The sequence below is a fragment of the Desulfosarcina sp. genome (assembly GCF_055467485.1).
On sequence record NZ_JBUOIV010000031.1, the window covers coordinates 33,752 to 59,702 of the forward strand.

Here is a 25,951-nt window from a genome sequence, read left to right on the forward strand (position 1 = left end):
AGGGCCTGCGCGTATTTTTACGGCTGGATGATAATGGTCGGGTACAAGCCTTCCTTATCCCCCTTGGGATAAGGCTGAATGGTGTTAAAGGAGATGTTCTGGTTGCGCTGGGCGTGTCCGCGATTCAAATTTCCATCGTAAAAGGCACCGTTGGCTTCCAGAATATGGTGAATCCGCTCTTGAAATGCCGACACAAAGCTGCCTCCACTGCCTTCGAACAGCATGCTGCCCTTACATATTCGGGTGTCGATCTTTGAAAAGGCCTTGAGCGACATGGTGTTGGTTTCAAGGTCCTTGGCTTCATTGATCAGCCCCCATACCAGATGCCCGGGTGGAATGGTCAATGCCTTATGCGTATCGATGATCGTGTGGGGCATAATAATGCTGTCCTGACCGATGCTGAGCCTGGCGTTGGGTCGCCCCCGGAGAAAGCTATTGAATCCCACAAACACATTGGTCTCCAGGTCCGCTTCGATAATCTTGGCACCATGGGCGGTGACGTTGTTACCCATGAGTTTGGAGTTGATAATATAGCAGTTCTCCTGGGCATTGGCCCCCCTGCCGAGCCAGGAATTCTGGAGAAACGCACGCTGAGCCACCAAAACATTATCTCCAATATGGGTTTTAGGCTTGATGACGGCGAAGCGGTCCAGAGACGCACTCGGGGGAACCGTCACCGGCTGTTCGATGTTGACCACGTTAAACACCCGCTGAAACGCTTCCTTGCGATCTTCCACAAAATCCATGAATACGCCTTGAGGCGGGCTGCCGCTGGCAAAATAGATATAATTGTTCAATTGATTGATTGGATGGCGGTACATGAAATTGAAGTCACCGGGCTTGCGGACCCAGACGGTTCCGGGTTCGATACTCAGATGGTTGATTTCCCCGGCTTGCACATAGGAATAAGCGCCGATGACGCAGTCCCGCATGGTGGTCAGATCCACCGTCGAAAAGGGCCCCAGATAACATCCGTCCAACGGTGATCCATGGATGTTGGCATAGTGGGTGGAAACCGTGTCCCGGATAAAAAACGTCTCGAGGGTCTCCGGGTCATGGGAAAAATTGTGCACCAGGGTCTTGATCAGAAAGCAGTCATCGATCGTAATCTCTTCATCCTGATCCACCGGGATATTGAACTCCTGATATTGAAACAGGTCTCCCTTTTTTTTCAGTTCGTCACCCCGAATGTCGCTCTTGTACAGCAGGGAGTTGGTCACCCGGCATCGTCCTAAGAAATAGCTGCCGGAGAGGTTGGCGTGCTTGAACACCAGGTTCAGCGGATGATGGGGGGTGATGCCGTAAAAGGCATAAAATTTCGTCATCTGCTGCGTGGGGATAAGCTTGTAAACCAGAGGGTTTACATCAAAATCCCGTTCCCGGAGATTAATGTTAACGCGTTGGATGATCCGATCAAATAATTTTTCTAATTCTCTCATCGTTGCGCCCCGCCTGATCGTTGTGATTCGGATTCCTTCATGGCATTAAAAACCGCACTGAATACATCGGCCAACCGCAATACGCCGACGATATGAGTGCCCCGGGTGACCAGCAACGACAGATTGGAGCCGCTGGTCAACTGGTGCAAGGCATTGTCAACGGATGTGTTTTCATCCACAAACTCTCCTTCGGTGGGAGGCTGCATGAAGTCGGTCACTTTCAATTTGGCCGCCTTCGAATATACATCCAGAATCGGTGGGGAGTTTTTTAGGTATTCTTCCTGTTGCAGGGAAACGGCTTTGCGGGTGAACCCGAATTGCTTGAATTTCCGGATTTGGTCCAAATTGGCATCCCTGGGTTCCAGGGCGCAGAGGAAGTCCATCTGGCTGAGCCTGCCGATGACCCGTTTGTCCTTGTTCAGGATCAATACGGCCCTGTGGGAATATCGGCTTTGCTGATAGCTTTCCTGGGCCTTTTCCAGTGCGAGCACCGATTCAAACAGGGTCGCATCCTCGGAAACGGTAGCGTACTCCGAGATCGGCACCATTAAATCTTTGACGCGATAGTTCTTCACTGGGAGTCTCCGGATGAGAGGTTAATTCCAATCTTGAACCCGTCTTCAAGGCAGTCGTTTTTTGGCGTAACTAACATGAATGTGATGTTAAATCAATCGAAACCCCTATTATCACAAAATTAGTCAGGAAAGGGGTTGACTGACGTTCGATATGGCTTTGCGTTTCAGCCACTTCTCCGAACCATCCCTGCCTGTCGGCGACGCTAACGTATCAAAAGTGAACACCATTTTCTTGATCTTGCCCCTGCCCTGTGGTAGACAACCGCTGGCGTTCCAAAAATTTTTCCCCCACGCACAAATCGATACGATTTAAATGGGTTGAGAAGCCCCATAGAAAAATAACGAAGAGAGGAGGATCAGATTTGAAAACAAAACTGGTAAAAGACCTGATGATACCGCTGTCGGAATACGCAACGGTATCTGAAGATGCCACCCTCAGCGATGCCGTTGCGGCCTTGAAGAAATCCCAGGCGGATTTTGACCAGGCCAAGTACCGGCACAGGGCGATCCTGATCATCGGTGCCGATCAGCAGATCGTTGGCAAAGTAAATTTCCATGGAATCTTAAAAGCCCTGGAACCCAGGTATGAGGACATGTTTTCCGACAACGGCCCCATGCACATGGGATTCACCCGCAAATACCAGAAAGCCATCTTCGAGTCCTTGAAGCTGTGGCAGGACCCGCTGGACAAGATCTGCGAAAAGGCCGCCCAGATAAAAGTCAAAACCTTCATGGCCACCCCCAAAGAGAGCGAGATGATCGAGCCCGATTCCCCCTTGAGCGAGGCCATCCATCAACTGGTCATCGGTCACCACCAGTCACTGCTGGTGACCAAAGACAAGCGCGTGGTGGGGGTGCTGCGGCTGACCGATGCGGTGGAAGTCGTCATCGACGCCATCACGGCCTGTCACCAGTAGGTCAACGCAGCCAAAGGTCTGGCAACACATAGCTTTGCATTGGAGGACACAATAAATGAGCAGCGACACAGCAGCGACCCCAGCAGGCGGGCTTGGCTGGAAGAAATATATGTTTATGGCCATTGGTATAATCCTGTTTGCCATTGTTTACTATTCACCGCCCTGGCCGGATGCCCTCGATCCGGAGGGAAAAGCCTTTGCGCTCTCTCCGGAAGGCAAGGGCGCGCTGGCGGTGTTTCTGCTGGCCGCCACATGGTGGGTGTTCGAGGTGGTACCCATCGGCGTGACCAGCCTGACCATCGGTGTCCTGCAGGTGCTTTTCTTTATCCGCCCGGCCAAGGACGCCTTCAAGGATTTCATGGACCCCAGCGTGCTTTTCATCTTCGGTTCGATCGTGGTGGGCCTGGTTTTCACCAAGACCGGCCTGACCCGCCGGATCGCCTACAAGATGCTCGGTATCGTCGGTGAGAAAACCAGCATGATCTACCTGGGGTGCTTTGTCCTCACCGCCGCCTTGACCCACATCATGGCCCACACCGCCGTGGCGGCCACCATCTACCCGTTGCTGGTGGCCATCTACGCCATGTACGGCGAGGGGGACAAGCCGACCAAATTCGGCAAGGGCCTGTTTATCGGCATGGCCTACATCGCCGGCGCCGGCTCCATCGTCACCCTGCTGGGTGCCGCCCGCGGTGCCGTGGCCCTGGGCTTTTTCAATGAAGTCGCCGGAAAATCCGTCGGTTTTTTTGAACTGTCCTACTATATGGCGCCCATCGGCTGGCTGATGACCTTTCTCCTGTGGGGCTTTTTCATGGTGGTCTTGAAACCGGAAAAAAGAACCATCCCCGGCCTGCGCGAGAGAGCCAAAAGGCTGAGCGAGGATATGGGGCGCATATCTAAAAACGAAGTGACTGCCGCGGTCATCGTGGGTTCCGCCATCCTGGTACTGGGCGTATCGGCCGTGTTGAAATCCACCATGCCCGAATTTACACCGCCCCACAAGACCGCCGTGCTGCTGACATCGACGATTCTCTTCTTTGTCACGGGGCTTTTGGACATCAACGACCTGGAAGAGATTCCCTGGAACATCATCCTGCTCTTTGCCGGGGCCATGAGCATCGGGTTCTGCCTCTGGCAAACCGGTGCGGCCGAATGGATGGCCGTGAACTGGCTGACCATGTTCAAGGAGTCGACCGGATTCATCTTCGTCATGAGCATCGCCTTTTTCGTCATGATGATGACCAACTTTATCATGAACGTGGCGGCCATCGCCATCTCCCTGCCGGTGGCCCTGGTCATTGCGCCCTACCTGGGCGTGTCCGGTGAGGTCATCCTGTTTGCCTCCCTGGTGGTGGCCGGCATGCCCTTTCTCCTGCTGGTGGGCGCCGCCCCCAATGCCATCGCCTATGACTCCAAGCAGTTCACCACCGGCGAATTTTTCCTGTGGGGCATTCCGGCCAGCGTGATCTTGATGATCGTCACCGCCTTTGCGGTAAAAGTGCTCTGGCCGCTCATGGGCATGCCCATTACGACCGGCGGTTGACACGTGTAATCGTCACCACGATATCATCGACGCATCCCTGCCGCGTCATCGGCGGCAGGGATGTTTACCATCGTGCCCGCGGCGCTGTTTGGCCGGCTAACGATTTCAGCGAGGTAAACCAATGAAAAAAATTTTCGCAAAAGCGTTAATGATCCCCATCTCCAACTATGTGACGGTAAAAAAGTCGGACACCCTGGTTGACGTCCTGCAGGCCCTTGAATCGGCGCGCCAGGTCAATGCCCACGCCCATCGGGATGCCATCGTGGTCGACGACGGCGGCAACTTTCTGGGAAAAGTCACCATGATCGACATCTTCCGTGCGCTGGAGCCCGGCTACAAGAAAATCATGAAAGGGCGTGCGACCGGTACCCTGACCAACGATTTCGTCATGAAAGCGGTCAAAGAGTTCAATCTGTGGATGGAGCCGGAGCAGGATATCTGCCAGCGCGGCAGTATAAAAACCGTTGCCGAGGTCATGCATGTTCCCGATAAAGTCGAATTCATCCAGGAAAACGACACCATCGAAAAGGCGCTGAACCTTTACGTCATGGGCGTTCACCAACCCCTGATCGTCAAGAACGGCAACACCGCCACCGGTGTCCTGCGCTTCGGGGACATATTCGAAGCGGTCAGGAAAGCCCTGCTGGCCTGCCATATCGACTGATCGTTGGGTTTTTGAATGCCCCCCGCCACGGATGCCATGCTGCGTTCGAAAAGCGTGGATGGATTTCATCCATCCACGCTTTGCCTTTCTTGGGTTCCGGGTTCATCTTCACGGGGGCATGGTTTTTGGTTTTCAGCCCTCCAGAATCCGACCGTCGACCTTCAACCTCAATCCCTTGATCGGCGCCCTACCCTTTACACCCTGGAAAAAAGCCCGACACGCCTTTCTCCCCATTGAGTTTTCCATTCCTCTTTAATTCAATAATAACATATTATTATAAGCTGTTATGCACTCTTCATATCCAGGGCTGAAATGGCATGTCCATTGCTCAATGGTTTTTCATAGTGAGCATTCGTCATCTACCATTCAAACTGACCATATAGAAAGGAGCAACCCATGACACAGACAATGAAGATTATGGCGGCGGTGGATTTGTCGGATTATTCCGCAGCGATTGTCCGGTACAGTGTGTGGCTGGCCATGCGACTGGAAGCGGACCTGATGCTGGTCAATGTGATCAATCAGCGTGACCTGGACATGGTTCAGCGGGCCATGACCGGATATGAGGCCTTCTCTTATCCGAATTACCTTTCCGAACAGGTGAAAAGCCGCGAGACCAGCATGAAAGCGATCATCGAGGCGGTTTATCCGGACATGGTCAATTGCAGCTACCTGGTCCAGGCCGGCATTCCCTACCGGGAACTGCTCGCGGTGATTGAAAGCGAGAAGCCGACGCTGATCGTCATGGGCACCAAGGGGCGCAGCAACCTGGCCGACGTGGTGGTCGGTTCAACGGCACGCAAGATGTATCGTCGCTCGCCGATCCCGTTGCTCACGGTGCCGGCCGGCTTCAAAGAACTGCCCTGAGAAAAAGCCAAATGCCTGTCTGTCCCTTTTGGGGCTCGATACGGCAAAGCACAAGAAAAGGAGGAAACCATGCTGATCAGATACTGGATGAGCACGCCGGTGGTAACCGTAGAAAAAAAAGAGTCCATGCAGCAGGCGGCCACCTTGATGAAAGAGAACCGCATCCGCCTGCTTCCGGTGGTCGACAAGGGCAGGCTTTGCGGCATCATCAGCGACCGTGACCTGAAGCGTGCATCGGCGTCGGATGCCACCAGCCTGGATGTGCACGAACTGCTTTACCTGATTTCAAAAATAAAGATCGCCGACATCATGACCCGCAATGTGATCACGGTGCATCGGGACTGGACCGTTGAGGAAGCCGCGGACCTTCTGCTGTCGCGCAAAATATCCGGCGCACCCGTCGTCGACGACGATGGCCAGTTGTGCGGAGTCATCACCCAGACGGATCTGTTCAAGGCCACCTTGTACATTACCGGCCTGAAAAAGCAGGGCTTTCACCTGGCCTTCGTCCTTGAAGATACCCCCGGCTCGATCATGGACATCGTCAATGTCATTCGGGAATTCGGCGGGCGCATGGCCAGCATCCTCTCTACCTATGAACGGGCGCCCGCCGGATACCGCAACGTCTACTTACGGTTTTATGGCATGTCGAGAGATCGAATCGATGAGATGCTGAGTATTCTCAAGGCCAAGGCCAAGCTGCGCTACATGGTGGATCACCGCGAAAACCGGCGCACGCTGTTCGATACCCATTGATGCGAATATGAGCAGTAACACGTCCAACCATAGGAGGAGTAACCGATGGCACCCAGACAAAAACGCCTGCTGCTGGCCGTGGACGGTTCCGAACGGGCCTTGCAGACCGTGCGCTACGCAGCGGAAGAGGAAGCCTTCAAAGACATGAAGATCGTTCTGTTCCACGTATTCAACAGTATTCCGGATGCCTATTACGATCTGGAAAAAGAGCCCAAGAGCGTCAAGGTGGTCCGCCACGTGCGCAGTTGGGAGGTCCAGCAGAAAAAAAATATCCGCACGTACATGGAGAATGCCAGGCAGATGCTGCTGGATGCCGGGCATCCCGAGACGGCCGTTGAAATAAAAATCCAGAATCGCAAGAAAGGGGTGGCCCGGGACATCATCAGCGAGGCCCAAAACGGTTACGATGCGATCCTGGTCCGCCGCCGGGGTTTCACCGACCTGAAGAACGTCACCGTGGGCAGCGTCACCAACAAACTGATGGAAAAGCTTTCCTTTATACCAGTACTCATCGCCGGCAGAAAACCGATCAACAAAAAAGTGCTGGTGGCGGTGGACGGTTCCCCCTGCGCCAACCGGGCGGTAACGTTCGTGGCCGATTTGCTCGGACCGCTGGATGGTTATCTCGTGCGATTGGTCCACGTCATTCGCGGCGGTTCAAAATCGGACGTGTTGGCCTTCGAAGAGAATGGTCTCACGGACACCGGTTCCGTCTTCAAAGAGCCGGTGAAACTTCTGACCGCTGCCGGATTCGATCCCAAGAACATCTCCACCAAGACCATTACCGGTGTGCTGAGCAGAGCCGGTGCCATCGTCAACAGCGCAGAAAAGGGTGGCTGGGGCACCATTGTAGTCGGCAGGCGGGGGTTGTCCGGTGTCAGCGACTTCTTCATGGGCCGGGTGAGCAACAAGGTGGTCCATGCGGGGCGCAAGGATACGGTATGGATCGTGACATAATAGCTGAGTGCTGAGTGCTGAGTGCTGAGTGAAAAAAATTGTCGAATTGATGTGTCAAGCATGAATGGCGAGGAGAACGATGAGCGTAGACGGACTGGATGTTGTTTTCCACCCCACATCCATCGCCCTGGTCGGTGCTTCGGAAAGACCGGGGTCGGTGGGACAGGCGGTGATGCGCAATCTGATCGACAGTGGATTTAACGGCCCGGTATACCCGGTCAACGAACGACAGGCGTCGATCATGGGCAAAAGCGCCTATTCCGCCTTGAGCCGCATTGAAGAACCGGTGGACCTGGTGGTGGTGGCCACCCCCATGACCACGGTGCCTGAAATCATCGCCGAGTGCGGCCGGATCCAAGCCGCCGGCGCGGTCATCATCTCGGCCGGTGGAAAGGAAACCGGCCAGCAGGGTCGTCATCTGGAAGCCAGGATCCGAGAAACCGCTGCAGGAGCGGGGTTGAGAATCATCGGGCCCAATTGCCTGGGCATCATGTGCGGGGCTTCCCGGCTGAATGCCAGCTTTGCCGCACGGATGCCCCTGGACGGCAAATTGGCCTTCATATCCCAAAGCGGAGCAATCTGCGCGGCCATTTTGGACTTTTCGATCAAAGCGCATATCGGTTTCAGCCACTTTATCAGTCTGGGTTCGATGCTTGACGTGGATTTTGGCGACATCATCGATTACCTGGGGGCGGATCCGACAGTCAGCAGCATCGTCATGTATGTGGAGAACTTGACCCGTCACCGCAATTTTATGAGTGCCGCCCGTGCGGTGAGCCGCGTCAAGCCGATCATCGCCTTAAAGGCCGGAAGGAGCCGGGCCGGTGCAATGGCAGCCGCTTCGCACACCGGCGCCATGGCCGGTGAAGATGCGGTCTACGATGCGGCGTTCCAGCGAGCCGGCATCGTCCGGGTCAGAACCTTCGAAGAGCTTTTCGACGCCGCCGAGATTCTCTCCCGCAAGCATCGGTTCAAGGGTCCGGGCCTGGCCGTGCTCACCAATGCCGGCGGACCGGGCGTCATGGCAGCCGATGCGCTTTCCGACTACGACATGGAGCCGGCAACGTTGCATCCGGAAACCATCCAGGCACTGGATGCGGCCCTGCCTGAATACTGGAGCCATGGAAACCCCGTTGATATCCTGGGCGATGCCTCACCCGAGCGCTATCAGGCGGCCGTTTCGATTCTCATCCAGGCCAAGGAGGTCCAGGGCCTGCTGGTCATGCTGGCGCCCCAGGCCATGACCGATGCCGGCAATGTCGCACGGCTTTTGGTCGATCAACTGACCCATGCCAGCATCCCTGTGCTCACGTCCTGGATGGGTGGCGTAGACGTGGAAAAGGGACGGGAAATCTTCAACCGGGCCGGTATTGCCACCTTCGACACCCCGGAACGGGCCGTGCGCGCATTCATGAACCTGCATCGCCATGCCCGCAGCATCGAAATGCTCCAGCAGATTCCACCACGTCTATCCACGCGGATCCGCGTGGACCGGGAGGCCGCCAGCCGCCTGGTTGAAAAGGGCCTGGCCTCCGCAAACGGCCTGCTCATGGAAACGGAAGCCAAATCCCTGATCACGGCCTATGGCATTCCGGTGAATCCAACCGCTGCAGCTGTTTCAGCCGACGAAGCCGCCGCCATTGCACACGGGTATGGATTTCCCGTGGTAATGAAAATTCTGTCACGGACCATCATTCACAAATCGGATGCCGGCGGTGTCGCTTTGAATCTGAATACCGGTGACGAGGTAAAAAAGACCTTTACCGATATGGTCGCCAAGGCGCACACCGCATTCCCGCATGCTGAAATCGAGGGTGTGACCATTCAGCCCATGATCCCCACACCGCACGGCGAACTGATTCTGGGGGTCAAGAAGGATCCGGACTTCGGCCCGGTGATCCTGTTCGGTATGGGAGGCGTGCTGGCCGAACTATTGAACGACCGTGCCATCGCCCTGCCTCCCTTGAACCGTCTGCTGGCCGCCCGACTCATGGAGGGCACCCGCATCGACCGACTGCTCAAAGGCTACCGCAACCACCCGCCAGCCGACCGTGAGCGCCTGGAGGAAGTATTGATTCGCCTTGCCCAATTGGCCACCGACTTCCCGCAGATTGCCGAACTGGACATCAACCCGATGGTCATTCAACACGGCCGGCCGATCGCTGTCGATGCCCGCGTCGTTATCAAGCCGGCGAGTGTCCCGGCGCCGATGCATCTGGCGGTCAGTCCCTATCCGGCCCAGTATGAATCCCGGGTACGCGTGGCGGACATCGGCGAGCTGCTGATTCGCCCCATCCGTCCTGACGACGCCCCGTTGCTGGTGGAATTGTTCGACACGCTGTCGCCCCAGAGCATCTACTACCGGTTCTTTTCTCCCATGAAACAGCTTTCACCCACCATGCTGGCCCGTTTCACGCAGATCGACTACGACCGTGAGGTCGCCCTGGTGGCCATTTTAGAGTCGGGGAATTCGGAGAAAATGCTGGGGGCCGCCCGCGTTATCCTGCAGCACAACCTCAAGGATGCGGAATTTGCGGTCCTTGTGGGTGACCCCTGGCACGGCAAGGGCATCGGGGCCAACCTGTTGGCCACTTGCCTGAACATCGCCCGGGACCGCCGGTTCAGAATCATCTGGGGGACCGTGCTGGCCGAGAACAAAGGCATGCTGGCATTAGGCCGCAAGCTTGGTTTTTCCATCAAGCGCGGCGGACAGTCCGGTGAGTTCGATTTGACCCTGGACATGACCCAGTTGCCGTCCGGGACCTCTTTTTCAGCCTGAACCGCGCTGACCGACGAACTGAAAATCGATTTTCACCATGCGGTGCTGAGCCGTTCTGCCGGAACAGACAGACGATTTCACGCAGCTTGTCGGTGCGACGCAACGGTCCCGCTCGTCGGAGCCGCAGGGAGGCTTCAATCACGACGGATAGACATGCATGCCAGGCCTCATATAGATGGCTGAAAATGGGAATAAGAAATAAAATCCTCATCGCCGATCGAAATCCGCATATCAGGGATTATCTCAAGCGCGAATTGTCGTCCTGCGGATACCATGTTTACCCGGTCGAAAACCCAAAGGAACTGCTGAAGCTGATATACAGCCGCAGCGCGATCGACCTGCTCGTGCTGGACCCTGACTTTCCGGGTGTGGACCTGATCGAAACGGCCAGGAAAATCGCAAACCGGATCCCTCAGCTGCCGGTGATCCTCTATTGCATTCGAGGAGCCGACGATCTCTCCAATTTTAATACGGGAAACGTGTTTCGTGTTGAAAAAAACGGCCAAAGCATCGACGTTCTCAAAGCGGTCATCCACAATATGCTGCGCCATGCCGCCGCCCATTCGACGTCTTCCCTGAAGGTTCGGTGCTGAAGCAGCCGACGGCCGTCGTCTTCCGTTCAGGACATCTGCATCTTACCCGACAGGCTTATACAATTTGCAAAACATGCTGACATGGCGATTCTATTACCCCAGCCTGGTGTTCGAGCAGGAGAATGAACAACACCCTGATGCACGGGTATTGACCGGAAAGATAAAGCTGCACGTTCAATGGCGCACGTCCGTATCATGGCTGCAGGGAGTAGAGAAAATGTTGCGATAAACCCGTCTTTGCATTCCAGGCGCCGCCCCCTCGCATTGATCCTCTTTTTTGCTCTCTCTGACGGCAGGCGACTCACCCTACCGGCCGAGTTTATCCATACACCGGGGAACCGAACAGGGATCGACCGCTGCAAACCATGATGGTCCGCTGTTTACAGGTTGTAAAGAATACGGACAGACAGGAAGGTTTGCAGGTCGTGCCCGAAGCACATTTCTATCTTGATTCATTACCTATTTTGGCGGCTTTGCAATCAACATGCCCTTGGCATCAACCTTGCTCAACCGGAAAAAAACGACCTTTACCGACGAGCGGCTGACCCAATGAAAAAATCTCCATATACCAGCGTCAGGCGTTTTGTGCTGATCAACATGATTGTCGTACCGTTTTTACCGTTTCTGATCGTCATCGGCATCGGCTATCATCATTTTTCCAGTTCCATTGAAAACAGCACCATCGCATCCATGAAACGCATCGTGGGGGATCATCGGCAGATGATTTCCTCCTTTTTGGATGAGCGCAAAAACGATCTGGAACTGATCGCCAACACGGTCAGCTTCGATGAACTGGCCCGGGCCGACCGGCTGGCAGTCATTTTCAGCCAGCTGCAGAAAACCTCGAGCGCCTTTTCGGATCTGGGCATCTTCGACGAAAACGGATTGCACGTGGCCTATCACGGTCCGTACGATCTCACCGGCAGGCTCTACCGCGATACCGCCTGGTTTATGGAGACGATCAAAAACGGCGTCTACATCTCCGATGTCTTTCTGGGCTATCGCAACATTCCCCATTTTATCATCGCCGTGGCCGGTACACAAAACGGACGTCCCTGGATTATCCGTGCAACGGTGGACTCCCAGCGCTTCAATACGCTGGTGCGGCAGGTGCGCATCGGCAAAACCGGAGAGGCCTACCTGCTCAACAGCCAGGGGGTGCTCCAGACGGATCGGCGCAGCGGCGGCGAATTGATGCAAAAGCCTCCCGAGGCTATCCCGACGCCCCCGGCCGGCGACGACATCCACACCCGGATCCACGGCCAGGACGGTCAGAAAACCTTCCTTTACGCCACGGCCTGGCTCAAGAACCAGCAATGGCTGCTGGTGGTCCGCCAGGAAAAATCGGATGCGTTTCAGGCCCTGCGCGCCTCGTGGCTCCCGGTGGCGCTGATCTCGCTGTTCGGCGGTATATGCATCGTGTGGGCGGCGTTCACCCTGACCGGCGCCATCGTCCGTAAAATGGAAAAAACCGATGCCGAAAAAGCATCCTTGAGCCAGCAGCTCGTGGGTGCCTCGCGCCTGGCCGAACTGGGCGAAATGGCCGCCGGCTTTGCGCACGAAATCAACAACCCCTTGCAGGTGATCAACTCCGAGCTGTCTCTGGTTCGCGTGCTCGAGGCTGAAATGATCGAGGCCGGTCAGCTTATAAAGGGGGAAAACCACTCACAGATTGCCGACAGCCTGGATCAGATCAAGATCCAGATCGAACGCTGCGCCAAGATCACGCGGGCCATCTTGAAGTTCGGCCGGCAGGGAGAAGGCCATCTCGAGTCCCTGGAATTGGACAGGATCGTGCCCGAAATCATCGCCATGGTGCAGAAAAAGGCGGAAGTTCACGGAATCCAGATCGAGCGCAGCCTGCCTGAAGCTCCCATAAAAATCCAGGCCGACCCGGCGAAGCTCCAGCAAGTGCTGCTGAACCTGTTCAACAACGCCATGGACGCCATCATCGAAAAAAGCGGCAGCACGGGCGGCCTCATCCAGGTCAGCGTTCGCCAAGGAACCAACGGAATGGCTGCCGTTGACGTGAGCGACAGCGGCGCCGGGATCGCGCCCGAAAACATGGAGAAAATATTTTCTCCCTTCTTCACGACCAAGCCGGTGGGCAAAGGCACGGGGCTGGGCTTGTCCGTCTGCTACGGCATCATCGAGCAGATGGGAGGGAAATTGACCGTTTCCAGCCAGCTGGGGGTCGGCACTGAATTTACCGTGGAGCTGCCGGCTGGCCAACCGAAGCGATGAGCACCCACGTTAATATAAGGGAACCGGAGAGCGGCGGAACGATGGGCCGACCGTGGGCCAACTTAGACAATAAGGAGAACAGGGCATGGACAAGCTCAAATTGATGATCGTCGATGACGAGGAACGTTTTCTGGCAACCACGCAAAAGCTCCTCCAAAAAAAAGGGGTCGACGTGGTGACCGCGTCCAGCGGGGCCGAAGCGCTGGAGAAGCTGCGGGGTCAAAGCGTTCACGTGGTGATCCTGGACGTAAAAATGCCGGGCATGGACGGTGTGGCCACGCTCCGGGAGATCAAGCGGCAGTTTCCCATGGTGGAGGTGATCATGCTGACCGGCCACGCCACGGTAGAGTCGGCGGTGGAGGGACTCAAAACCGGCGCGGTGGATTACCTGATGAAGCCGGCGGACCTGGACCAGATTCTTGAAAAGGCCAACGACGCCTTCAGCCGGCGCATCGGCATCGAGGAGAAGATCCGGGTGGCCCGCATGCGCGGCCTGATGAAAACACCCCGGGAAATCCTTAAAAACACCTGATATCCGATCGTTGAATGGGGTGTATTCCCGGATCATCCTGGTGGGCGGATCCGGAAAGTTCAATACCTGACAGGCGATGAACAGCGTCATGCACAGGCAAGACAAAGCAGAATCTGTCGAAAAAGCGCATTTAGATGTGCAGGTTGAGCCGGGTTTGCTCCCTGAACGGCTAACCGCAATCGTTTCCCCCAATCATTGCTAAACGAACCGTTCCATCAGACGGAACGACGCCACTGAGGTTGAAATACTGGCCATGGTAAAACAGGAAAAAAAGAAGACCGGATACGATAAGTATATCGACTGGAAAATTTTCAGCATCCCCGTGGTGCTGCTTTTTGCATTACTGCTCATGCCCACGCCTTACGGCATGAAAGACGTGGGCACCGAATACCGCATCGGCCCCAAGGAGGTGGTCAATCACATTACCAGGGAACTGTTCGGCACCGGTCGTACCGATGCCCAGCAGTGGCAACTGCTGGCCGCCCAGATGATGGAGCAGAACATGAGCATGGGTGCTCTCTCCCGGGACCGCTACCTCAAGCGTGACCTCAAATGGGCCAAGAGCTACAAGATCAACGCCGACCAGGCCAACTTCGACAAGGCGCGGACCTTCATCGACACCCAGGTGAGCGACGACCAGTTCCTGCAGCTGATGCAGAACGCCCTCGCCCTGCGCAAGGAGGGGCTGAAGTACGAGAACCTCTCCGACAAGGACAAAAAGGATGCCGACACCGGCGCCTGGCATATCCAGGTGACCGCCGCCATGATCGTCTTCGTGGTGCTGTGCTTCCTGACCGAGTGCATCCCCCTGCCCAGCGTGGCCTTCTGCATGGGCCTGATTCTGGTGGCGACCGGCATCTATTCGCGGAAAGAGGTGGCCATGCTCTACTGGGACGATGCGGTGTGGTTCATCATGGGCAGCCTGATGTTCGCCGCCGCCTTCGTCAAGACCGGCGTGGACAAGCGGGTCTGCCTGATGATGTTCAAGAAGCTGGCCGTTCCCAGCGTGCGCTGGATCACGCTGGTCTTCTTCATCATCATCGCGCCCCTGGCGGCCTTCATTTCCGACCACGCCCTGGCGGCCATGTTCCTGCCCATCGGCATGCTGCTCTACCAGAACAGCCTGACCAAAGAGATTCCCGAGGATCCGGAATTGGCCAAGATGCTGATGATCTCCATCGCCATGGCCTGCAACATCGGCGGGCCAGGCGCCCCCTCCGGCGGCGCCCGCAACGTCATCATGATGACCTACCTGAACGACATGTTCGGCATGGACATCGGTTACTTTCAGTGGATGACCTACTGCTTTCCGCTGGTCTTCATCTCCATACCGATCACCTGGTTTATGGTGAACGCGCGCTTCAAGCCCAAAATCAGCTCCCTGGCCCCGGCGATGCATCAGCTGGAACAGGAAATCGGCAAGATGGGGCCCTGGAACCGCCAGCAGATTGGTGCGCTGATCATCTTTTTGGTGATGCTCTTCGGCTGGCTCACCGAGAAGACCTTTTTCGACATGGGCATATTGCCGGTGCGCCTGGGCATCGGCGTGATCGCCCTGGCCGGTGCCGTGGCCTACCTGTTTGCCGGCATCACCAACTGGCGCGACTACCAGGAACGCGTGGACTGGGGCGTGGTGTGGCTCTACGCCGGAGCGATCATCTTCGGCCGCACCCTGGACGGCACCGGTACGGCCTACTGGCTGGCCCGCAGCTTCCTGGAAGCGCTGCAGCCGCTGGGCATCGATTCCGGGCTGCCCCTGCTGGCCAGCGCCAGCGGCCTGACGGCGATCATCACCAACCTGATGGCCGACGGTCCGGCAGCGGCCGCCGTGGGTCCCGTAACCCTCAACATGGCCGGCCTGGCCCATCCCGGCACCACCTACGTGCCCTTCATGGCCATGGTCACGGCGATCAGCTCGTCGTTCGCCTACTGCCTGATCATCGGCACGCCGCCCAACGCCATCGTCTATGCCAGCGGCTACCTGGGGCCCAAGGATTTCCTGCGGGTGGGGTTGCCCATGTGGGTCATCTCCCAGGTCCTGCTCCTCGCGCTGGTGGGCCTGTACTGGGTGTTCAGAGGTTTTTCCGGCCTGCCGGTCTTCTGACCGGACGGCCCAAGGAGATACGCGTCATGCAACGGATAGAGACGGATCAACGAACGAGCGCTGCGCCGGCGGGTGTCCGGCGCAGCAGAATCGAGTACACCAAGGAGACCGAGCGGCGGGTTTTTTTCGCCATGACCGTGCTCATGCTGGTTGCCGGTATGCTCTATAAAATAGGGGTGTGGTAAAATGACGACATTTGTTTCCGAACAAGCCGGACCGTGCGGCAAAACCAACCTCATGGGTGCGCTGTCCGGGCTGACCATGTCGCCACGGCGCTGGTTTGCCGAATCTTTTCCCGTGGTCACCCCACACGAGGCGACCGCCATGCTGTTGCTTGCCGGCCTTTTTCATGCCGCCGTCGGCGCCCTGCCCCTGTCGGGCACAGGAACCCTCGTGCGCGCCGGGATACTGATGGCCAACGCCCTGGGCATGACCGTTCTGCATGCTGGCATGGCCTGGCTGGTCAGCAGGGTCGTCGGCGAGCCGCGCATGCGCTTTGCTAGCATCTGGAAGGTCTTTGCCATCGGCGCGAGCCCCACCCTGCTGATCGCATGGATACCCTTTACCTTTTTTTTCACGGAACCCTGGAGATGGGTGCTGGTCGCCCTGGGAATGATCTACGGCCTGGGCATGGGCCGGCTGAGAACCGCCCTGGTCCTGCTGATCGCCGGATCGCTGACGACCCTGCTGATGCTGTCGATCCTGCGACTGGTGGGGTCCCCCATCGCACCGGCGGCTTAGCGAATCACGGGGCAGTTCCCGGTGAACCCGATCAAAACAATCATGATTGACGGTTGTCCCTAATGGAGAACAAACATGAAAGATAAGATCAAAGTGTTAATGGTCGACGATGAAGTTCAGTTTCGTGAAACCACAAAGAAAATTTTGAATAAAAAGGGTTTCGAGACCCTCATGGCCGCCACGGGGCTGGAAGCCCTGGCCCAGCTGGCCAATGAACCGGACGTTGTCGTGTTGGACATCCGCATGCCCGGAATGGACGGCAACGAGACCCTGGCTGAAATCAAGCGCAAAAAGCCGGCCATCCCGGTGATCATGCTCACCGGTCACGGCGAAGGGGAGCTGGCCAAAAAAGCCCTGGCTCAGGGGGCCTTCGATTTTCTTTCCAAACCATTTGACGTCGAGGCGCTGGCCATGCGGATCCTGGATGCCTGCAAACAACCGGCGGCCGATGAAACCGGAAAAGACGAACACCGGGTGCGGGATGTCATGATCCCGGTGGAGGGATACACCAAACTGCTGGAGAACCAGACCGTGGCCGAGGGCATCATGGCGCTCAGGGACTCGTTCTCACCACAGATTCACACGTGCAGCATCATGGAAACCGGCCATCGCAGCCTGCTGGTGTTTGACGATGGCGGCGACCTCAAAGGCATTCTGGCGATCATCGATCTGCTGGAGGCCATCATGCCCGCTTATCTGTCCGCCCCCAAACCCTCCACGGCGGACAGCCTGCAGTACTCCCCCATGTTCTGGACGGGTATGTTCACGCGCGAGGTGAGCCGATTGGCCGACACCCCCGTGGGACAGTTGATGTCTCCGACCCCGCCCACCATCGATGCCGACGCCAACCTGATGGAGGCGGCTTACCTGATGGTCAAGAACCAGTGCCGCCGCATGGTGGTTATGGAAAATGACCGGATTGCCGGGGTCATCCGTGAACAGGACCTGTTCTTTGAAATGGAGCGGGTCTTGCGATAGCCAGTGGGGCCGGGATTGCCGGATTATATGGTTGATGGTCCGCACATCAGGGGCTGCCCGCTGCAACCGACGTGCGCACGTGGATTCCTGCACGGCCATAACGCTTCCGGTTTCTTTACATCCTGTAAAGAAACCGGACAGTGCGGCGTGCCGAAAATGAATGGTCGTATTGTCGTAAAATTATTATTCCTATCTTTTCTTATAGTTAAATTATTTTTTCACAATATCGAGTTTTGGCATAATCGTTGACAGTCGAGTCAAAGACCGGCCACCGGCCAGATCCGGGACACGGAAATAGATAGACGATGGGATTGCCCATTTTTCGATTTGCCAAGGAGGATACATGTCAAACCACAGCACTGCCGATCACGCCTACGACCCGCTTCTCGCCGACCTTGAGGATCGTGCCTGGTCATGGAAAAACAGGCCCGGATACAAGCCGATCCTGTTCATCATCGCCGCCCTGGTGTTTACCTTCGCCGTCATGATGCCGCCGACCCAGGGCATGCTGGAGATGGTCCAGACGGAAAACCCGTCCGGGTATGCCTTGCCCCAGGGAACCAGGACGATTACCGATGCCGTGAACAAGAAACTGCGTCCCGAGGCGTTCAAGACCGACAATGCGGCCAAAGCGGTGGCCTCCGAGGAAGACGGGCACAAAAAGATAAAGCCCCTGCTGACCGCCTACCAGGTGGCCCAGATGGCCAAGCTGACCGTCTGCATCCTGTTTCTGGCCGCCTTCCTGTGGGGCACCGAGTCGCTTCCCATCGGTGCCACGGATATCCTGGTGGGGGTATTGCTCTACCTGTTCGCTATTCTGCCCATGAATGAAATCTCCAGGGCCTACATGACCGACGCGGTTTTTTTCATCTTCGGCATCCTGGCCGTGGCCGTGGGGGTGGCCAAGACCGGCCTGGACAAGCGCATCGGCCTGATCCTGCTCAGCCGCATCAAAAGCGCCAAGGCCTTCGCTTTCGTCTTCATGCCCCTGCTGGCCATCTCAGCCAGCTTCCTGTCCGAGCACGCCCTGGTGGCCCTGCTCATCCCTGTGCTGATGGGCATCTACAAAGTCACCTGCAAGATGTACGGCGTCAAGAAGGACCGCGCCCTGGCCATCTTCCTGCTGCTGGGCGTCTGTTTCGCCGCCAACCACGGGGGTCCGGGTTCGCCGGCCGCCGGCGGCCGCAACGCCATCATGGTCGGCTACCTGGCCGACTACGGCATGCCCATCACCTTCCTGGAATGGATGAAATACGGCATGCCCTTCGTGCCGATCATGTCCTGGGTGATCGGCCTGTATATGTACCTGGCCCTGAAGCCCAAGTTCCTGGTCAGCAGTGTCAACCCCAGCGAAGTGGTCAAACGCGAAGTGCAGGACATGCCCAAGTTCGGCGGCCAGGAGGCCATGATGGCCGTCATCCTGGTGCTGCTGGTGGCGGCGTGGATCATCATCGGCGAGCATGCGGGGCTGGGGGGTCCCACGCTCTACGCGGTGATGGCCATGTTCGTGTGCCGCATCCTGCGCTGGGACGACATCCAGAACGGCGTGGCATTCGACGTGGTGGGCCTCTACGCCGCCGCCTGCGCCATGGGCGTGGCCCTCAAGTTCACGGGCGGCGCCCTGTGGCTGGCCAGCAGCTTCGTCAGCGTCCTGCCCGATTTTCTCACCAAGGGGGACGGCCTGGTGATCGGCGTGAGCCTGCTCACCGGCACGATGACCAACTTCATGAGCGACGGCGCCACCGTTGCCGCATTGGGACCCATTGTCCTGCCCATGGCCACCCTGGCCAACGTGAGCATCTGGAAGGTGGGACTGATCACCTCCTTTTCCTCGTCCTTCGCCAACTTCCTGGTGGTGGGCACACCCAACAACGCGATCTGTTTCGGCATGGGCAAGGACCCGGAAACCGGCGAGCGGCTGCTCGACGTCATGGATTTCGTCAAATACGGCCTGCCCGTCACCATCCTGGCATGGCTGGTGCTCTGGGTATGGACGGTCCTGGGTTACTGGAAGATCATGTCGTGGTAGCCGACCGCGTCCGTGAAGGCAAAAGGGAAGTTCGATGAAGCAGGCCCTGTACAAGAAACTGCGCTTGAAACTGATCAGCATCACCCTGGTGGTGTCCATCGGCCCCCTGATCCTGCTGGGATCGGCCATCTACTTTCAGTTCGTCAAGCTCTACAAGGAGCGCATCAAGGACCAGATCAGTCACCTGGCCCGTTCCCAGAGCAATGCCGTGGACGTTTTTTTAAAGGAGCGAACGACCATCCTGGGGATGATCGTCGAGACCCAGTCCTTCGAATCGCTCAAGGTGCAGGAAAACCTGACCCGGCTGTTCCAGCAGATCAACCAGCGGGCCGAAGGGCTGGGGCTGGTCGACCTGGGGGTCATCGACAGCCAGGGCAACCAACTGGCCTACGCCGGCCCTTATAAACTGAAGGATCTCAATTACTTTCAACAACCCTGGTTCGACGAGGTGCTGCGCCGGGGAAAGTATGTAAGCAATGTGTTCATGGGTTTCCGGCAAGTGCCCCACGTGATCATCGCCATCAAGGGATCCTGCGCGACCGACTGCTGGATCCTGCGGGCCACCATCGACTCGGACATTTTCAACCGCCTGGTGAGAAACGTCCAGGTGGGCACCGCCGGCGATGCCTATATCGTCAGCCGCGACGGCATCTTTCAGACCCATCCCCGGTTTGAAGGAGCGATTCTGGGCCCGTCCGAGATCGATCCCCGGCAGTTTGGCCAGGGCACCATGGTCCTCGAACAAAAACATGCCGGCAGCGATACCCGTTATGTGGGCGGTTCATGGCTCAAGGATGGGGAGTGGCTGCTGGTGATCAGCCAGATCGCCGGGCAGGAGGCCGGCTGGCTCAGCCGGGTGCGCGACACGGAGATCCTGATCATTTCGGGTGGCTGCATGATCATATTCATCGTCATCGTCCTGATATCCAACACCCTCGTCCGGCACCTCGAACAGACCGACCTGAAGATGAGCGAACTCAACGCCCAGCTCATCCAGCAGGACAAACTGGCCGCGTTGGGTAAAATGGCCGCAGGAATCGCCCACGAAATCAACAACCCGCTGGCGGTGATCGGCGAAAAAGCCGGCTGGATGGAGGACCTGCTGGCCGAAGAGGAGTTCAAGACCAGCCAGAACTACAACGAGTTTGCCGCCTCCATTGCCAAGATCGAGGAGCACGTGGACCGGGCGCGCAAGATCACCCACAACATGCTGGGCTTTGCCAGGCGCATGGAACCCCGTCTGGACGATGTGGATGTCAACCGCGTGCTGGAGCAGACCATCGATCTCTTGTCCAATCACGCCCGGATCAACGACATCGATATCCGCAAGCATTTTACGCAACCCCTGCCGATCATCGCCAGTGACCAGTCCCAGCTTCAGCAGGTATTCATGAACCTGATCAACAATGCCATTGACGCCATCGGCTCCGACGGTAAAATTGAAATCGAGACCGCCCTGGACAAGGACATTATCACCATCAGCATTCAGGACAACGGCCCGGGGATCCCGGAATCGGTCAAAAAGAAAATCTTCGACCCGTTCTACACCACCAAGACCACCGGCAAAGGGACCGGTCTGGGCCTTAGCATCAGCTACAGCATCATCGAAAAATTGGGCGGACGCATCACCGTGGAGAGTAGCCAGGGCAAAGGAGCGACGTTCGTCGTGTCGCTGCCGGTGGTAGTGCCGGAAAAAAAATAGGGAGGAAACACATGCATAATTTCAGAGTATTGGTTGTTGATGACGAAACGGATTTTGTTGAGACCATTGTCAACCGCCTCAACAAGCGCATGCTGGACGCCAAGGGGGTGGAAAGCGGGGAGGCCGCCGTGGACCTGTTGAAACACGAACTCTTCGACGTCGTGCTCCTAGACATCAAGATGCCCGGTGGCATGGACGGCATCGAGACCCTGCGGGAGATCAAGCGGCTCCAGCCTTTGGCCGAAGTGCTGCTGCTCACCGGCCACGCATCTGTGGAAACCAGCATCGAGGGCATGAAACTGGGCGCCTTCGACTACCTGCTCAAACCCATGAAGTTTGACGATCTGCTCATGAAGATGGCCCAGGCCTTCGAAAAGAAGGCGGCCCATGACAAGAAGATCCGGGATGCGAAGATTCATGAGCTGACCCGCTATCCCAGCCGGGTCTTCGATCAGGATTAAAGCCGATCGCGTATACTGAATCGCCCAAGAGAGGGATCCAGATGAAAAAAATAAAAGTATCCGAACTGATGGTGCCCTTGTCGGCGTATGCCAAGGTACCCCTGTCCGCAACCCTCGGGGATGCGGTCGGGGCGCTGATCCGGGCCCAGAAGGGGTTCGACCCGTCGAGATATCCGCATCGCGCCGTGCTGGTGGTCAACGACAACCACGAGGTTGTCGGAAAGATCAGCCAGGCCAACGTATTAAAGGCCCTGGAGCCCAGGTACTTCGACGAACTGGGAATGGACGGAGACATGGGCATCCACCGGCTCAGCAACTATTTTTTGAAATCCATGGTCGATAAATACAATCTGTTCGACGAACCCTTTGACGAGGCGTGTAAAAGAGCATCCCAACTGCCCATAGAAAAGGTGATGTATTCGCCCAGGGCGAGTGACTATATCGACAAGGACGACACCCTGGGTCTGGCCATCCACCGGCTGATTTTGGGCTGCCATCAGTCCCTGCTGGTTCGCGACAAAAGCCGGGTGATCGGCATCCTCAGGCTGACCGACATCTTTGCCGAGGCCGCCGCTGTCATGCATCCTGCCGGATAGACCGGCCTGAAGCGCCCGCCGGTCAAGGCTGCAACCGGAGCCGGCGGGCACTCCCCTGCCCCCCTTTGGCCCAAGCAAACGATCGCATGGATGCCATGGGTTGCCCACCCGTCAACGGCGATGTTTCTGACAATCCGGACAGATGTGGCTGCTGCGCTGGGCCACCACGATTCGTGCGACAGTGGCGCCGCAGCGCGGACAGGCTTTGCCGGTACGGCGAAAGATGTTGAGGGCTTCCGCGTTTCCCCCCGGACGACTGCCCGGCAGGTAGAAGTTGCTCTGGCCGGTGCCCAGAGAGGTGCCCAGGTTCCTCAATCCTTTGTTGAGGACTCGGGGAATGGCCAGGTGCAGGGCCCGGACCTCCTGCAGCGTGAGTGAACGGCTGATGCGTTGCGGGTGAATCCCGGCCTCCCAGAGGGCTTCATCGACGTATATATTGCCCAGGCCGGCGATAACGTGCTGGTCCAGGAGCAGCGGTTTGATCTGGCGATTCGCCGTCTTGAGCATTGCCGACAACCGTTCGGCCGTGAAGCTCGCTTCCAGCGGTTCCGGCCCCAGTCGGCCCAGGATATTCTCCGGCGCCGCGGTCAGCCAGATGCGGCCGAATTTGCGCGTGTCCTGAAAGCGCAGGGCATGCGTCCGCCCGATCTTAAGGATCACGTGCTCATGTTTATTGCGCGGCGCGTCCCGCGGCCCCCAGTTCAGCCGCCCGGTCATGCGCAGGTGGACCATCAGGGTCAGTCCGCCGGACAGCTCGAACACGATATACTTGCCCCGGCGGGTGATCTGCCGGATCGTCCGCCCCTTGATGGTTTGGCAAAACGCCGCCGGGTCCGGTTCCGCGATGGTTCGGGGCCAATACACCGCTGCGCCGGTGATCCGTCTGCCGGGAATGTTCTCCTCGCGCAGGGCATCGACGACGCTTTGGACTTCGGGCAGTTCAGGCATGGCGGCGGCAGGCTCCGGCACTGATCGCACTTGGCGTTTGCGTTGACATGGGTGTGGCTCCCACGAGCGGTGTGTTGAAAAGGGTCATGCGCGCAGCCGTTAGTCGAGTGTTTTGAAAGCGTGCACGAAGTAGGGCCTGAAGCCATGACGCGCCCACACCTTTTCCGGGCGCGGGTCTTCGGATACGTAGGCCAGTTCGAGCCGGTCGATGTCATTTTTTCGGGCAAACGTTTCCGCCTCGTTCATCAGCAGGCGGCTCAAGCCACGCCCGCGAAAGTCAGGCGAGACATCCAGGTCGATGACATACAGGTAACGCCTCTGGACGAAAATCGGCAACGCGTCTTCGATGCGGCAGGTCACGTAACCGGCCAACATGTCGTCTTGCAGGGCCACCCAGGCTAACCGTCGGGCAGTGGCCAATTCATCCTTTAACATGCCGGCCAGTTGTTCCGGATCGATGCCCGGCGTAAAGACCGGTTCAAGTCTGGCGACTTCGAAGGTGCACTGGATCCACAGGCGGGCAATGTTCGCTGCATCCCCGGCAACGGCCCTGCGCACGTTCAGGTCTTTCATGGGCACCTCCGTCGTCTCATCAATGACCATTGCGCCGGTCATGACTGTTTAGCGGCACTGCGCCCGGCCAGCCAGCCGGTCGAGAATGCCGCCTGCAAATTGTACCCGCCGGTATCGGCCTGGATATCGATCATCTCACCGGCCAAATAGAGCCCCTTCGTCTTCCTGGATTCCATTGTCCGGGGGTCGATCTCCCGGGTGTCTATTCCTCCTGCCGTAATGATCGCCTCGGCAAACGGTCTGCAGCCCGTCACTTCCAGCCGGAAATCCTTGAGCCAGGTCCGAAGGCGCCGGCGTTCCTTGGCAGATATCGTGCAGACCGGGCGCACCTCGGGGATATGGGTGCCATCCAGGCATACCGGCACCATTTCCCTGGGCATCAGCCCCCGCAGCAGGCTGCCGACGGGCCTTGTGCCCTGGGCGGCAATGTCGCGCTGCAGCCGCAAATCCAGCTTCTTCTCATCCAGAGCGGGCTTGAGGTCGATGGAAAAGGCCACGCGGCGCCCGTCGTTGAGGCTGTCGACGGCCTCACTGCTCAGGGTGAGGATCGACGGCCCGCTCACGCCATAGTCGGTGAACACGACTTCACCGAAGTGTTCCCTCTTCTTGCGGCCGTCGATCAGCATCCGGGTGTTGACGTTGCGAAGGTTGAGCCCGTTCATCCGCCGGGCTTCGTCGCCGGCGGTTTCAAGCGGGACCAGCGCCTGGCGGACCGGGACGATCGTATGTCCGGTGGATTCGGCCAGGCGGTAACCGTCTCCGGTCGATCCGGTAGCCGGATAGGAGGCGCCTCCGGCGGCCAGGACAACGGCATCACAGGCGATCTCCCTGCCCTGAGAAATCACGCCGGCGATGCGCCCATGACGGGTCAGCAGGTTGCTCGCAGCAGCGGAATGGACGATCCGGACACCGGCGCGTTTACACCATTTCAAGAGCGCACGATGAACATCCGGCGCCTTGCCGCTTGCCGGGAAAACACGCCCGCCCCTTTCGGTGACCAGCTGCAGGCCCAGCCCATTGAAAAAAGCCATGAGTTCACCATTGAAAAAGCGGGCGAAAACCTGGCGGAGGAAAGGGCCCGTCTTGCCGAAATGAGATATGAAATCGGAGACCTCGGCAATATTGGTGATATTGCAGCGTCCCTTTCCGGTAATACAAAGCTTGAGGCCGGTCCGCTTCATTTTTTCAAGCAGAAACGTCTCCGCGCCCGCTTCAGCCGCCTGCCCGGCAGCCATCAATCCTGCCGGGCCGCCGCCGATGACAATCACTTTTCGTGCGTTCATATTCATTGGTTCTCAGGATAATCCTCAACCTGCTTCAGGGCAATGGATGACAGACATGCAAAGGCCTTGACCGGCAACCGTCATGTCCGGGCAGGATGCCGGATGCGGCGCCCCGCCCTGTTTTTCTCCCGCCAGGCTGCGTTCGTCTGCACACGGACCATAATCATCGGCAGGCGCCTTCACCAGTGGACGATTTCACCGTCATCGAACACCATCGACGAATGGGCTTGCCGGTGATTGATGAAAATGTTGCCCTTGGGGAATCCGGCACGCGTCGATATGCTGTCGGCGATCGTTTCCAGCATCGTCGCAACCACCGCGCTATCGTTAAAATCCGGCGTCAGCAGGTCGACGATCAACGGATGACGGCCTTGAGGCTGGTAAGCGGGAGCCGCATCACCCTTTGCGTAATGTCCGGGAAGCAAGAACTCCCAGGTCGTGTGCACGTGATAAAGCTCGACACCCGTCTTTCTCGATACGTCCGTCGATATTCCTTGGATGATGCGGGGAATATCCATCGGCGTTTCAAATGGCAGGGATTTGATATGGATAAAAGGCATGGGCAATCCTCCCGCATTCGGGGCCGCCGGCCGAAAGGTGAAAAGCATGGTCGCGGCCGGGTTCCTTTCTTGGGGGCGTCCACACCGCGAGTGACGCGCGGCCAATTGCC

24 protein-coding genes are annotated in these 25,951 nt (G+C 57.6%); 18 read left to right on the forward strand and 6 right to left on the reverse strand.

Annotated features, from left to right (window positions below):
• Positions 1 to 17: 17 nt before the first annotated feature.
• Both ACZCED_RS15165 and ACZCED_RS15170 read right to left on the reverse strand, forming a co-directional pair.
• On the reverse strand, positions 18 to 1,325 hold the full coding sequence (locus tag ACZCED_RS15165) for a transferase (protein WP_464861133.1): 1,308 nt from the start codon (positions 1,323 to 1,325) through the stop codon (positions 18 to 20).
• 110 nt (positions 1,326 to 1,435) lie between these two features.
• Positions 1,436 to 2,014, reverse strand: a complete 579-nt coding sequence (locus tag ACZCED_RS15170; protein ID WP_462969850.1) for a CBS domain-containing protein — start codon at positions 2,012 to 2,014, stop codon at positions 1,436 to 1,438.
• Between the two features lie 362 nt (positions 2,015 to 2,376).
• On the opposite strand from ACZCED_RS15170, the gene ACZCED_RS15175 reads away from it, so the two are divergent.
• The 18 genes from ACZCED_RS15175 to ACZCED_RS15260 all read left to right on the forward strand — a co-directional run bounded on the left by ACZCED_RS15175 (position 2,377) and on the right by ACZCED_RS15260 (position 22,477).
• Positions 2,377 to 2,931, forward strand: a complete 555-nt coding sequence (locus tag ACZCED_RS15175; RefSeq protein WP_462969851.1) for a CBS domain-containing protein — start codon at positions 2,377 to 2,379, stop codon at positions 2,929 to 2,931.
• A 55-nt stretch (positions 2,932 to 2,986) separates the two neighbouring features.
• Positions 2,987 to 4,474: an SLC13 family permease gene (locus tag ACZCED_RS15180; RefSeq protein WP_464861134.1), complete on the forward strand. Its 1,488-nt coding sequence runs from the start codon at positions 2,987 to 2,989 to the stop codon at positions 4,472 to 4,474.
• 121 nt (positions 4,475 to 4,595) lie between these two features.
• Entirely contained in the window at positions 4,596 to 5,138 is a 543-nt protein-coding gene (locus tag ACZCED_RS15185) for a CBS domain-containing protein (RefSeq protein WP_464861135.1), read from the forward strand.
• Between the two features lie 396 nt (positions 5,139 to 5,534).
• Positions 5,535 to 6,005, forward strand: coding sequence for a universal stress protein (locus ACZCED_RS15190; protein ID WP_462969854.1), 471 nt, complete (start codon positions 5,535 to 5,537; stop codon positions 6,003 to 6,005).
• Between the two features lie 69 nt (positions 6,006 to 6,074).
• Complete coding sequence (locus tag ACZCED_RS15195) at positions 6,075 to 6,761, forward strand: CBS and ACT domain-containing protein (RefSeq protein ID WP_462969855.1); 687 nt, start codon at positions 6,075 to 6,077, stop codon at positions 6,759 to 6,761.
• A 45-nt stretch (positions 6,762 to 6,806) separates the two neighbouring features.
• Positions 6,807 to 7,718: a universal stress protein gene (locus ACZCED_RS15200; RefSeq protein WP_462969856.1), complete on the forward strand. Its 912-nt coding sequence runs from the start codon at positions 6,807 to 6,809 to the stop codon at positions 7,716 to 7,718.
• Positions 7,719 to 7,797: 79 nt separating this feature from the next.
• Positions 7,798 to 10,497 (forward strand): bifunctional acetate--CoA ligase family protein/GNAT family N-acetyltransferase, encoded by a 2,700-nt coding sequence (locus ACZCED_RS15205; protein WP_462969857.1) that lies wholly within the window; start codon positions 7,798 to 7,800, stop codon positions 10,495 to 10,497.
• 185 nt (positions 10,498 to 10,682) lie between these two features.
• A complete protein-coding gene (locus ACZCED_RS15210) occupies positions 10,683 to 11,090 on the forward strand; it encodes a response regulator (RefSeq protein WP_462969858.1) in 408 nt (135 codons plus the stop codon).
• Between the two features lie 549 nt (positions 11,091 to 11,639).
• Positions 11,640 to 13,334 carry a sensor histidine kinase gene (locus ACZCED_RS15215; protein WP_462969859.1) on the forward strand — a complete coding sequence of 565 codons (1,695 nt, stop codon included), beginning with the start codon at positions 11,640 to 11,642 and terminating at the stop codon, positions 13,332 to 13,334.
• An 85-nt stretch (positions 13,335 to 13,419) separates the two neighbouring features.
• Positions 13,420 to 13,866, forward strand: a complete 447-nt coding sequence (locus ACZCED_RS15220; RefSeq protein ID WP_462969860.1) for a response regulator — start codon at positions 13,420 to 13,422, stop codon at positions 13,864 to 13,866.
• 253 nt (positions 13,867 to 14,119) lie between these two features.
• A complete protein-coding gene (locus tag ACZCED_RS15225) occupies positions 14,120 to 15,970 on the forward strand; it encodes an SLC13 family permease (protein WP_462969861.1) in 1,851 nt (616 codons plus the stop codon).
• A 26-nt stretch (positions 15,971 to 15,996) separates the two neighbouring features.
• Entirely contained in the window at positions 15,997 to 16,155 is a 159-nt protein-coding gene (locus tag ACZCED_RS15230; RefSeq protein WP_462969862.1) for a hypothetical protein, read from the forward strand.
• Between the two features lies 1 nt (position 16,156).
• Complete coding sequence (locus ACZCED_RS15235) at positions 16,157 to 16,711, forward strand: hypothetical protein (protein ID WP_462969863.1); 555 nt, start codon at positions 16,157 to 16,159, stop codon at positions 16,709 to 16,711.
• Between the two features lie 75 nt (positions 16,712 to 16,786).
• Positions 16,787 to 17,689, forward strand: coding sequence for a CBS domain-containing protein (locus ACZCED_RS15240; protein ID WP_462969864.1), 903 nt, complete (start codon positions 16,787 to 16,789; stop codon positions 17,687 to 17,689).
• A gap of 343 nt (positions 17,690 to 18,032) precedes the next feature.
• The gene (locus tag ACZCED_RS15245) at positions 18,033 to 19,718 is read left to right on the forward strand and encodes an SLC13 family permease (RefSeq protein WP_464861136.1); all 1,686 of its coding nucleotides are present in this window, start codon (positions 18,033 to 18,035) and stop codon (positions 19,716 to 19,718) included.
• 34 nt (positions 19,719 to 19,752) lie between these two features.
• Positions 19,753 to 21,420: a sensor histidine kinase gene (locus tag ACZCED_RS15250; protein WP_462968942.1), complete on the forward strand. Its 1,668-nt coding sequence runs from the start codon at positions 19,753 to 19,755 to the stop codon at positions 21,418 to 21,420.
• Between the two features lie 11 nt (positions 21,421 to 21,431).
• Complete coding sequence (locus ACZCED_RS15255) at positions 21,432 to 21,881, forward strand: response regulator (protein WP_462968941.1); 450 nt, start codon at positions 21,432 to 21,434, stop codon at positions 21,879 to 21,881.
• A 41-nt stretch (positions 21,882 to 21,922) separates the two neighbouring features.
• Positions 21,923 to 22,477, forward strand: a complete 555-nt coding sequence (locus ACZCED_RS15260) for a CBS domain-containing protein (RefSeq protein WP_462968940.1) — start codon at positions 21,923 to 21,925, stop codon at positions 22,475 to 22,477.
• 111 nt (positions 22,478 to 22,588) lie between these two features.
• Here ACZCED_RS15260 and mutM read toward each other — a convergent pair whose 3' ends face one another.
• The 4 genes from mutM to ACZCED_RS15280 form a co-directional block, all read right to left on the reverse strand.
• Positions 22,589 to 23,425, reverse strand: a complete 837-nt coding sequence (gene mutM, locus ACZCED_RS15265; protein WP_462968939.1) for a DNA-formamidopyrimidine glycosylase — start codon at positions 23,423 to 23,425, stop codon at positions 22,589 to 22,591.
• A gap of 99 nt (positions 23,426 to 23,524) precedes the next feature.
• Complete coding sequence (locus ACZCED_RS15270) at positions 23,525 to 23,998, reverse strand: GNAT family N-acetyltransferase (RefSeq protein ID WP_462968938.1); 474 nt, start codon at positions 23,996 to 23,998, stop codon at positions 23,525 to 23,527.
• 38 nt (positions 23,999 to 24,036) lie between these two features.
• Complete coding sequence (locus tag ACZCED_RS15275; RefSeq protein WP_464861137.1) at positions 24,037 to 25,281, reverse strand: BaiN/RdsA family NAD(P)/FAD-dependent oxidoreductase; 1,245 nt, start codon at positions 25,279 to 25,281, stop codon at positions 24,037 to 24,039.
• Between the two features lie 179 nt (positions 25,282 to 25,460).
• Positions 25,461 to 25,799: a hypothetical protein gene (locus ACZCED_RS15280; RefSeq protein WP_464861138.1), complete on the reverse strand. Its 339-nt coding sequence runs from the start codon at positions 25,797 to 25,799 to the stop codon at positions 25,461 to 25,463.
• Positions 25,800 to 25,951: the final 152 nt, after the last annotated feature.

Coding starts and splice junctions, on each gene's coding strand:
- ACZCED_RS15220 (WP_462969860.1), top strand. CDS start 13,420: ATGGACAAGCTCAAATTGATGATCGTCGATGACGAGGAACGTTTTCTG.
- ACZCED_RS15280 (WP_464861138.1), bottom strand. CDS start 25,799: ATGGATATTCCCCGCATCATCCAAGGAATATCGACGGACGTATCGAGA.
- ACZCED_RS15235 (WP_462969863.1), top strand. CDS start 16,157: ATGACGACATTTGTTTCCGAACAAGCCGGACCGTGCGGCAAAACCAAC.
- ACZCED_RS15195 (WP_462969855.1), top strand. CDS start 6,075: ATGCTGATCAGATACTGGATGAGCACGCCGGTGGTAACCGTAGAAAAA.
- ACZCED_RS15200 (WP_462969856.1), top strand. CDS start 6,807: ATGGCACCCAGACAAAAACGCCTGCTGCTGGCCGTGGACGGTTCCGAA.
- ACZCED_RS15250 (WP_462968942.1), top strand. CDS start 19,753: ATGAAGCAGGCCCTGTACAAGAAACTGCGCTTGAAACTGATCAGCATC.
- ACZCED_RS15215 (WP_462969859.1), top strand. CDS start 11,640: ATGAAAAAATCTCCATATACCAGCGTCAGGCGTTTTGTGCTGATCAAC.
- ACZCED_RS15205 (WP_462969857.1), top strand. CDS start 7,798: ATGAGCGTAGACGGACTGGATGTTGTTTTCCACCCCACATCCATCGCC.
- ACZCED_RS15225 (WP_462969861.1), top strand. CDS start 14,120: ATGGTAAAACAGGAAAAAAAGAAGACCGGATACGATAAGTATATCGAC.
- ACZCED_RS15190 (WP_462969854.1), top strand. CDS start 5,535: ATGACACAGACAATGAAGATTATGGCGGCGGTGGATTTGTCGGATTAT.
- ACZCED_RS15210 (WP_462969858.1), top strand. CDS start 10,683: ATGGGAATAAGAAATAAAATCCTCATCGCCGATCGAAATCCGCATATC.
- ACZCED_RS15260 (WP_462968940.1), top strand. CDS start 21,923: ATGAAAAAAATAAAAGTATCCGAACTGATGGTGCCCTTGTCGGCGTAT.
- ACZCED_RS15245 (WP_464861136.1), top strand. CDS start 18,033: ATGTCAAACCACAGCACTGCCGATCACGCCTACGACCCGCTTCTCGCC.
- mutM (WP_462968939.1), bottom strand. CDS start 23,425: ATGCCTGAACTGCCCGAAGTCCAAAGCGTCGTCGATGCCCTGCGCGAG.
- ACZCED_RS15240 (WP_462969864.1), top strand. CDS start 16,787: ATGAAAGATAAGATCAAAGTGTTAATGGTCGACGATGAAGTTCAGTTT.
- ACZCED_RS15180 (WP_464861134.1), top strand. CDS start 2,987: ATGAGCAGCGACACAGCAGCGACCCCAGCAGGCGGGCTTGGCTGGAAG.
- ACZCED_RS15270 (WP_462968938.1), bottom strand. CDS start 23,998: ATGAAAGACCTGAACGTGCGCAGGGCCGTTGCCGGGGATGCAGCGAAC.
- ACZCED_RS15185 (WP_464861135.1), top strand. CDS start 4,596: ATGAAAAAAATTTTCGCAAAAGCGTTAATGATCCCCATCTCCAACTAT.
- ACZCED_RS15255 (WP_462968941.1), top strand. CDS start 21,432: ATGCATAATTTCAGAGTATTGGTTGTTGATGACGAAACGGATTTTGTT.
- ACZCED_RS15275 (WP_464861137.1), bottom strand. CDS start 25,281: ATGAACGCACGAAAAGTGATTGTCATCGGCGGCGGCCCGGCAGGATTG.
- ACZCED_RS15230 (WP_462969862.1), top strand. CDS start 15,997: ATGCAACGGATAGAGACGGATCAACGAACGAGCGCTGCGCCGGCGGGT.
- ACZCED_RS15165 (WP_464861133.1), bottom strand. CDS start 1,325: ATGACGAAATTTTATGCCTTTTACGGCATCACCCCCCATCATCCGCTG.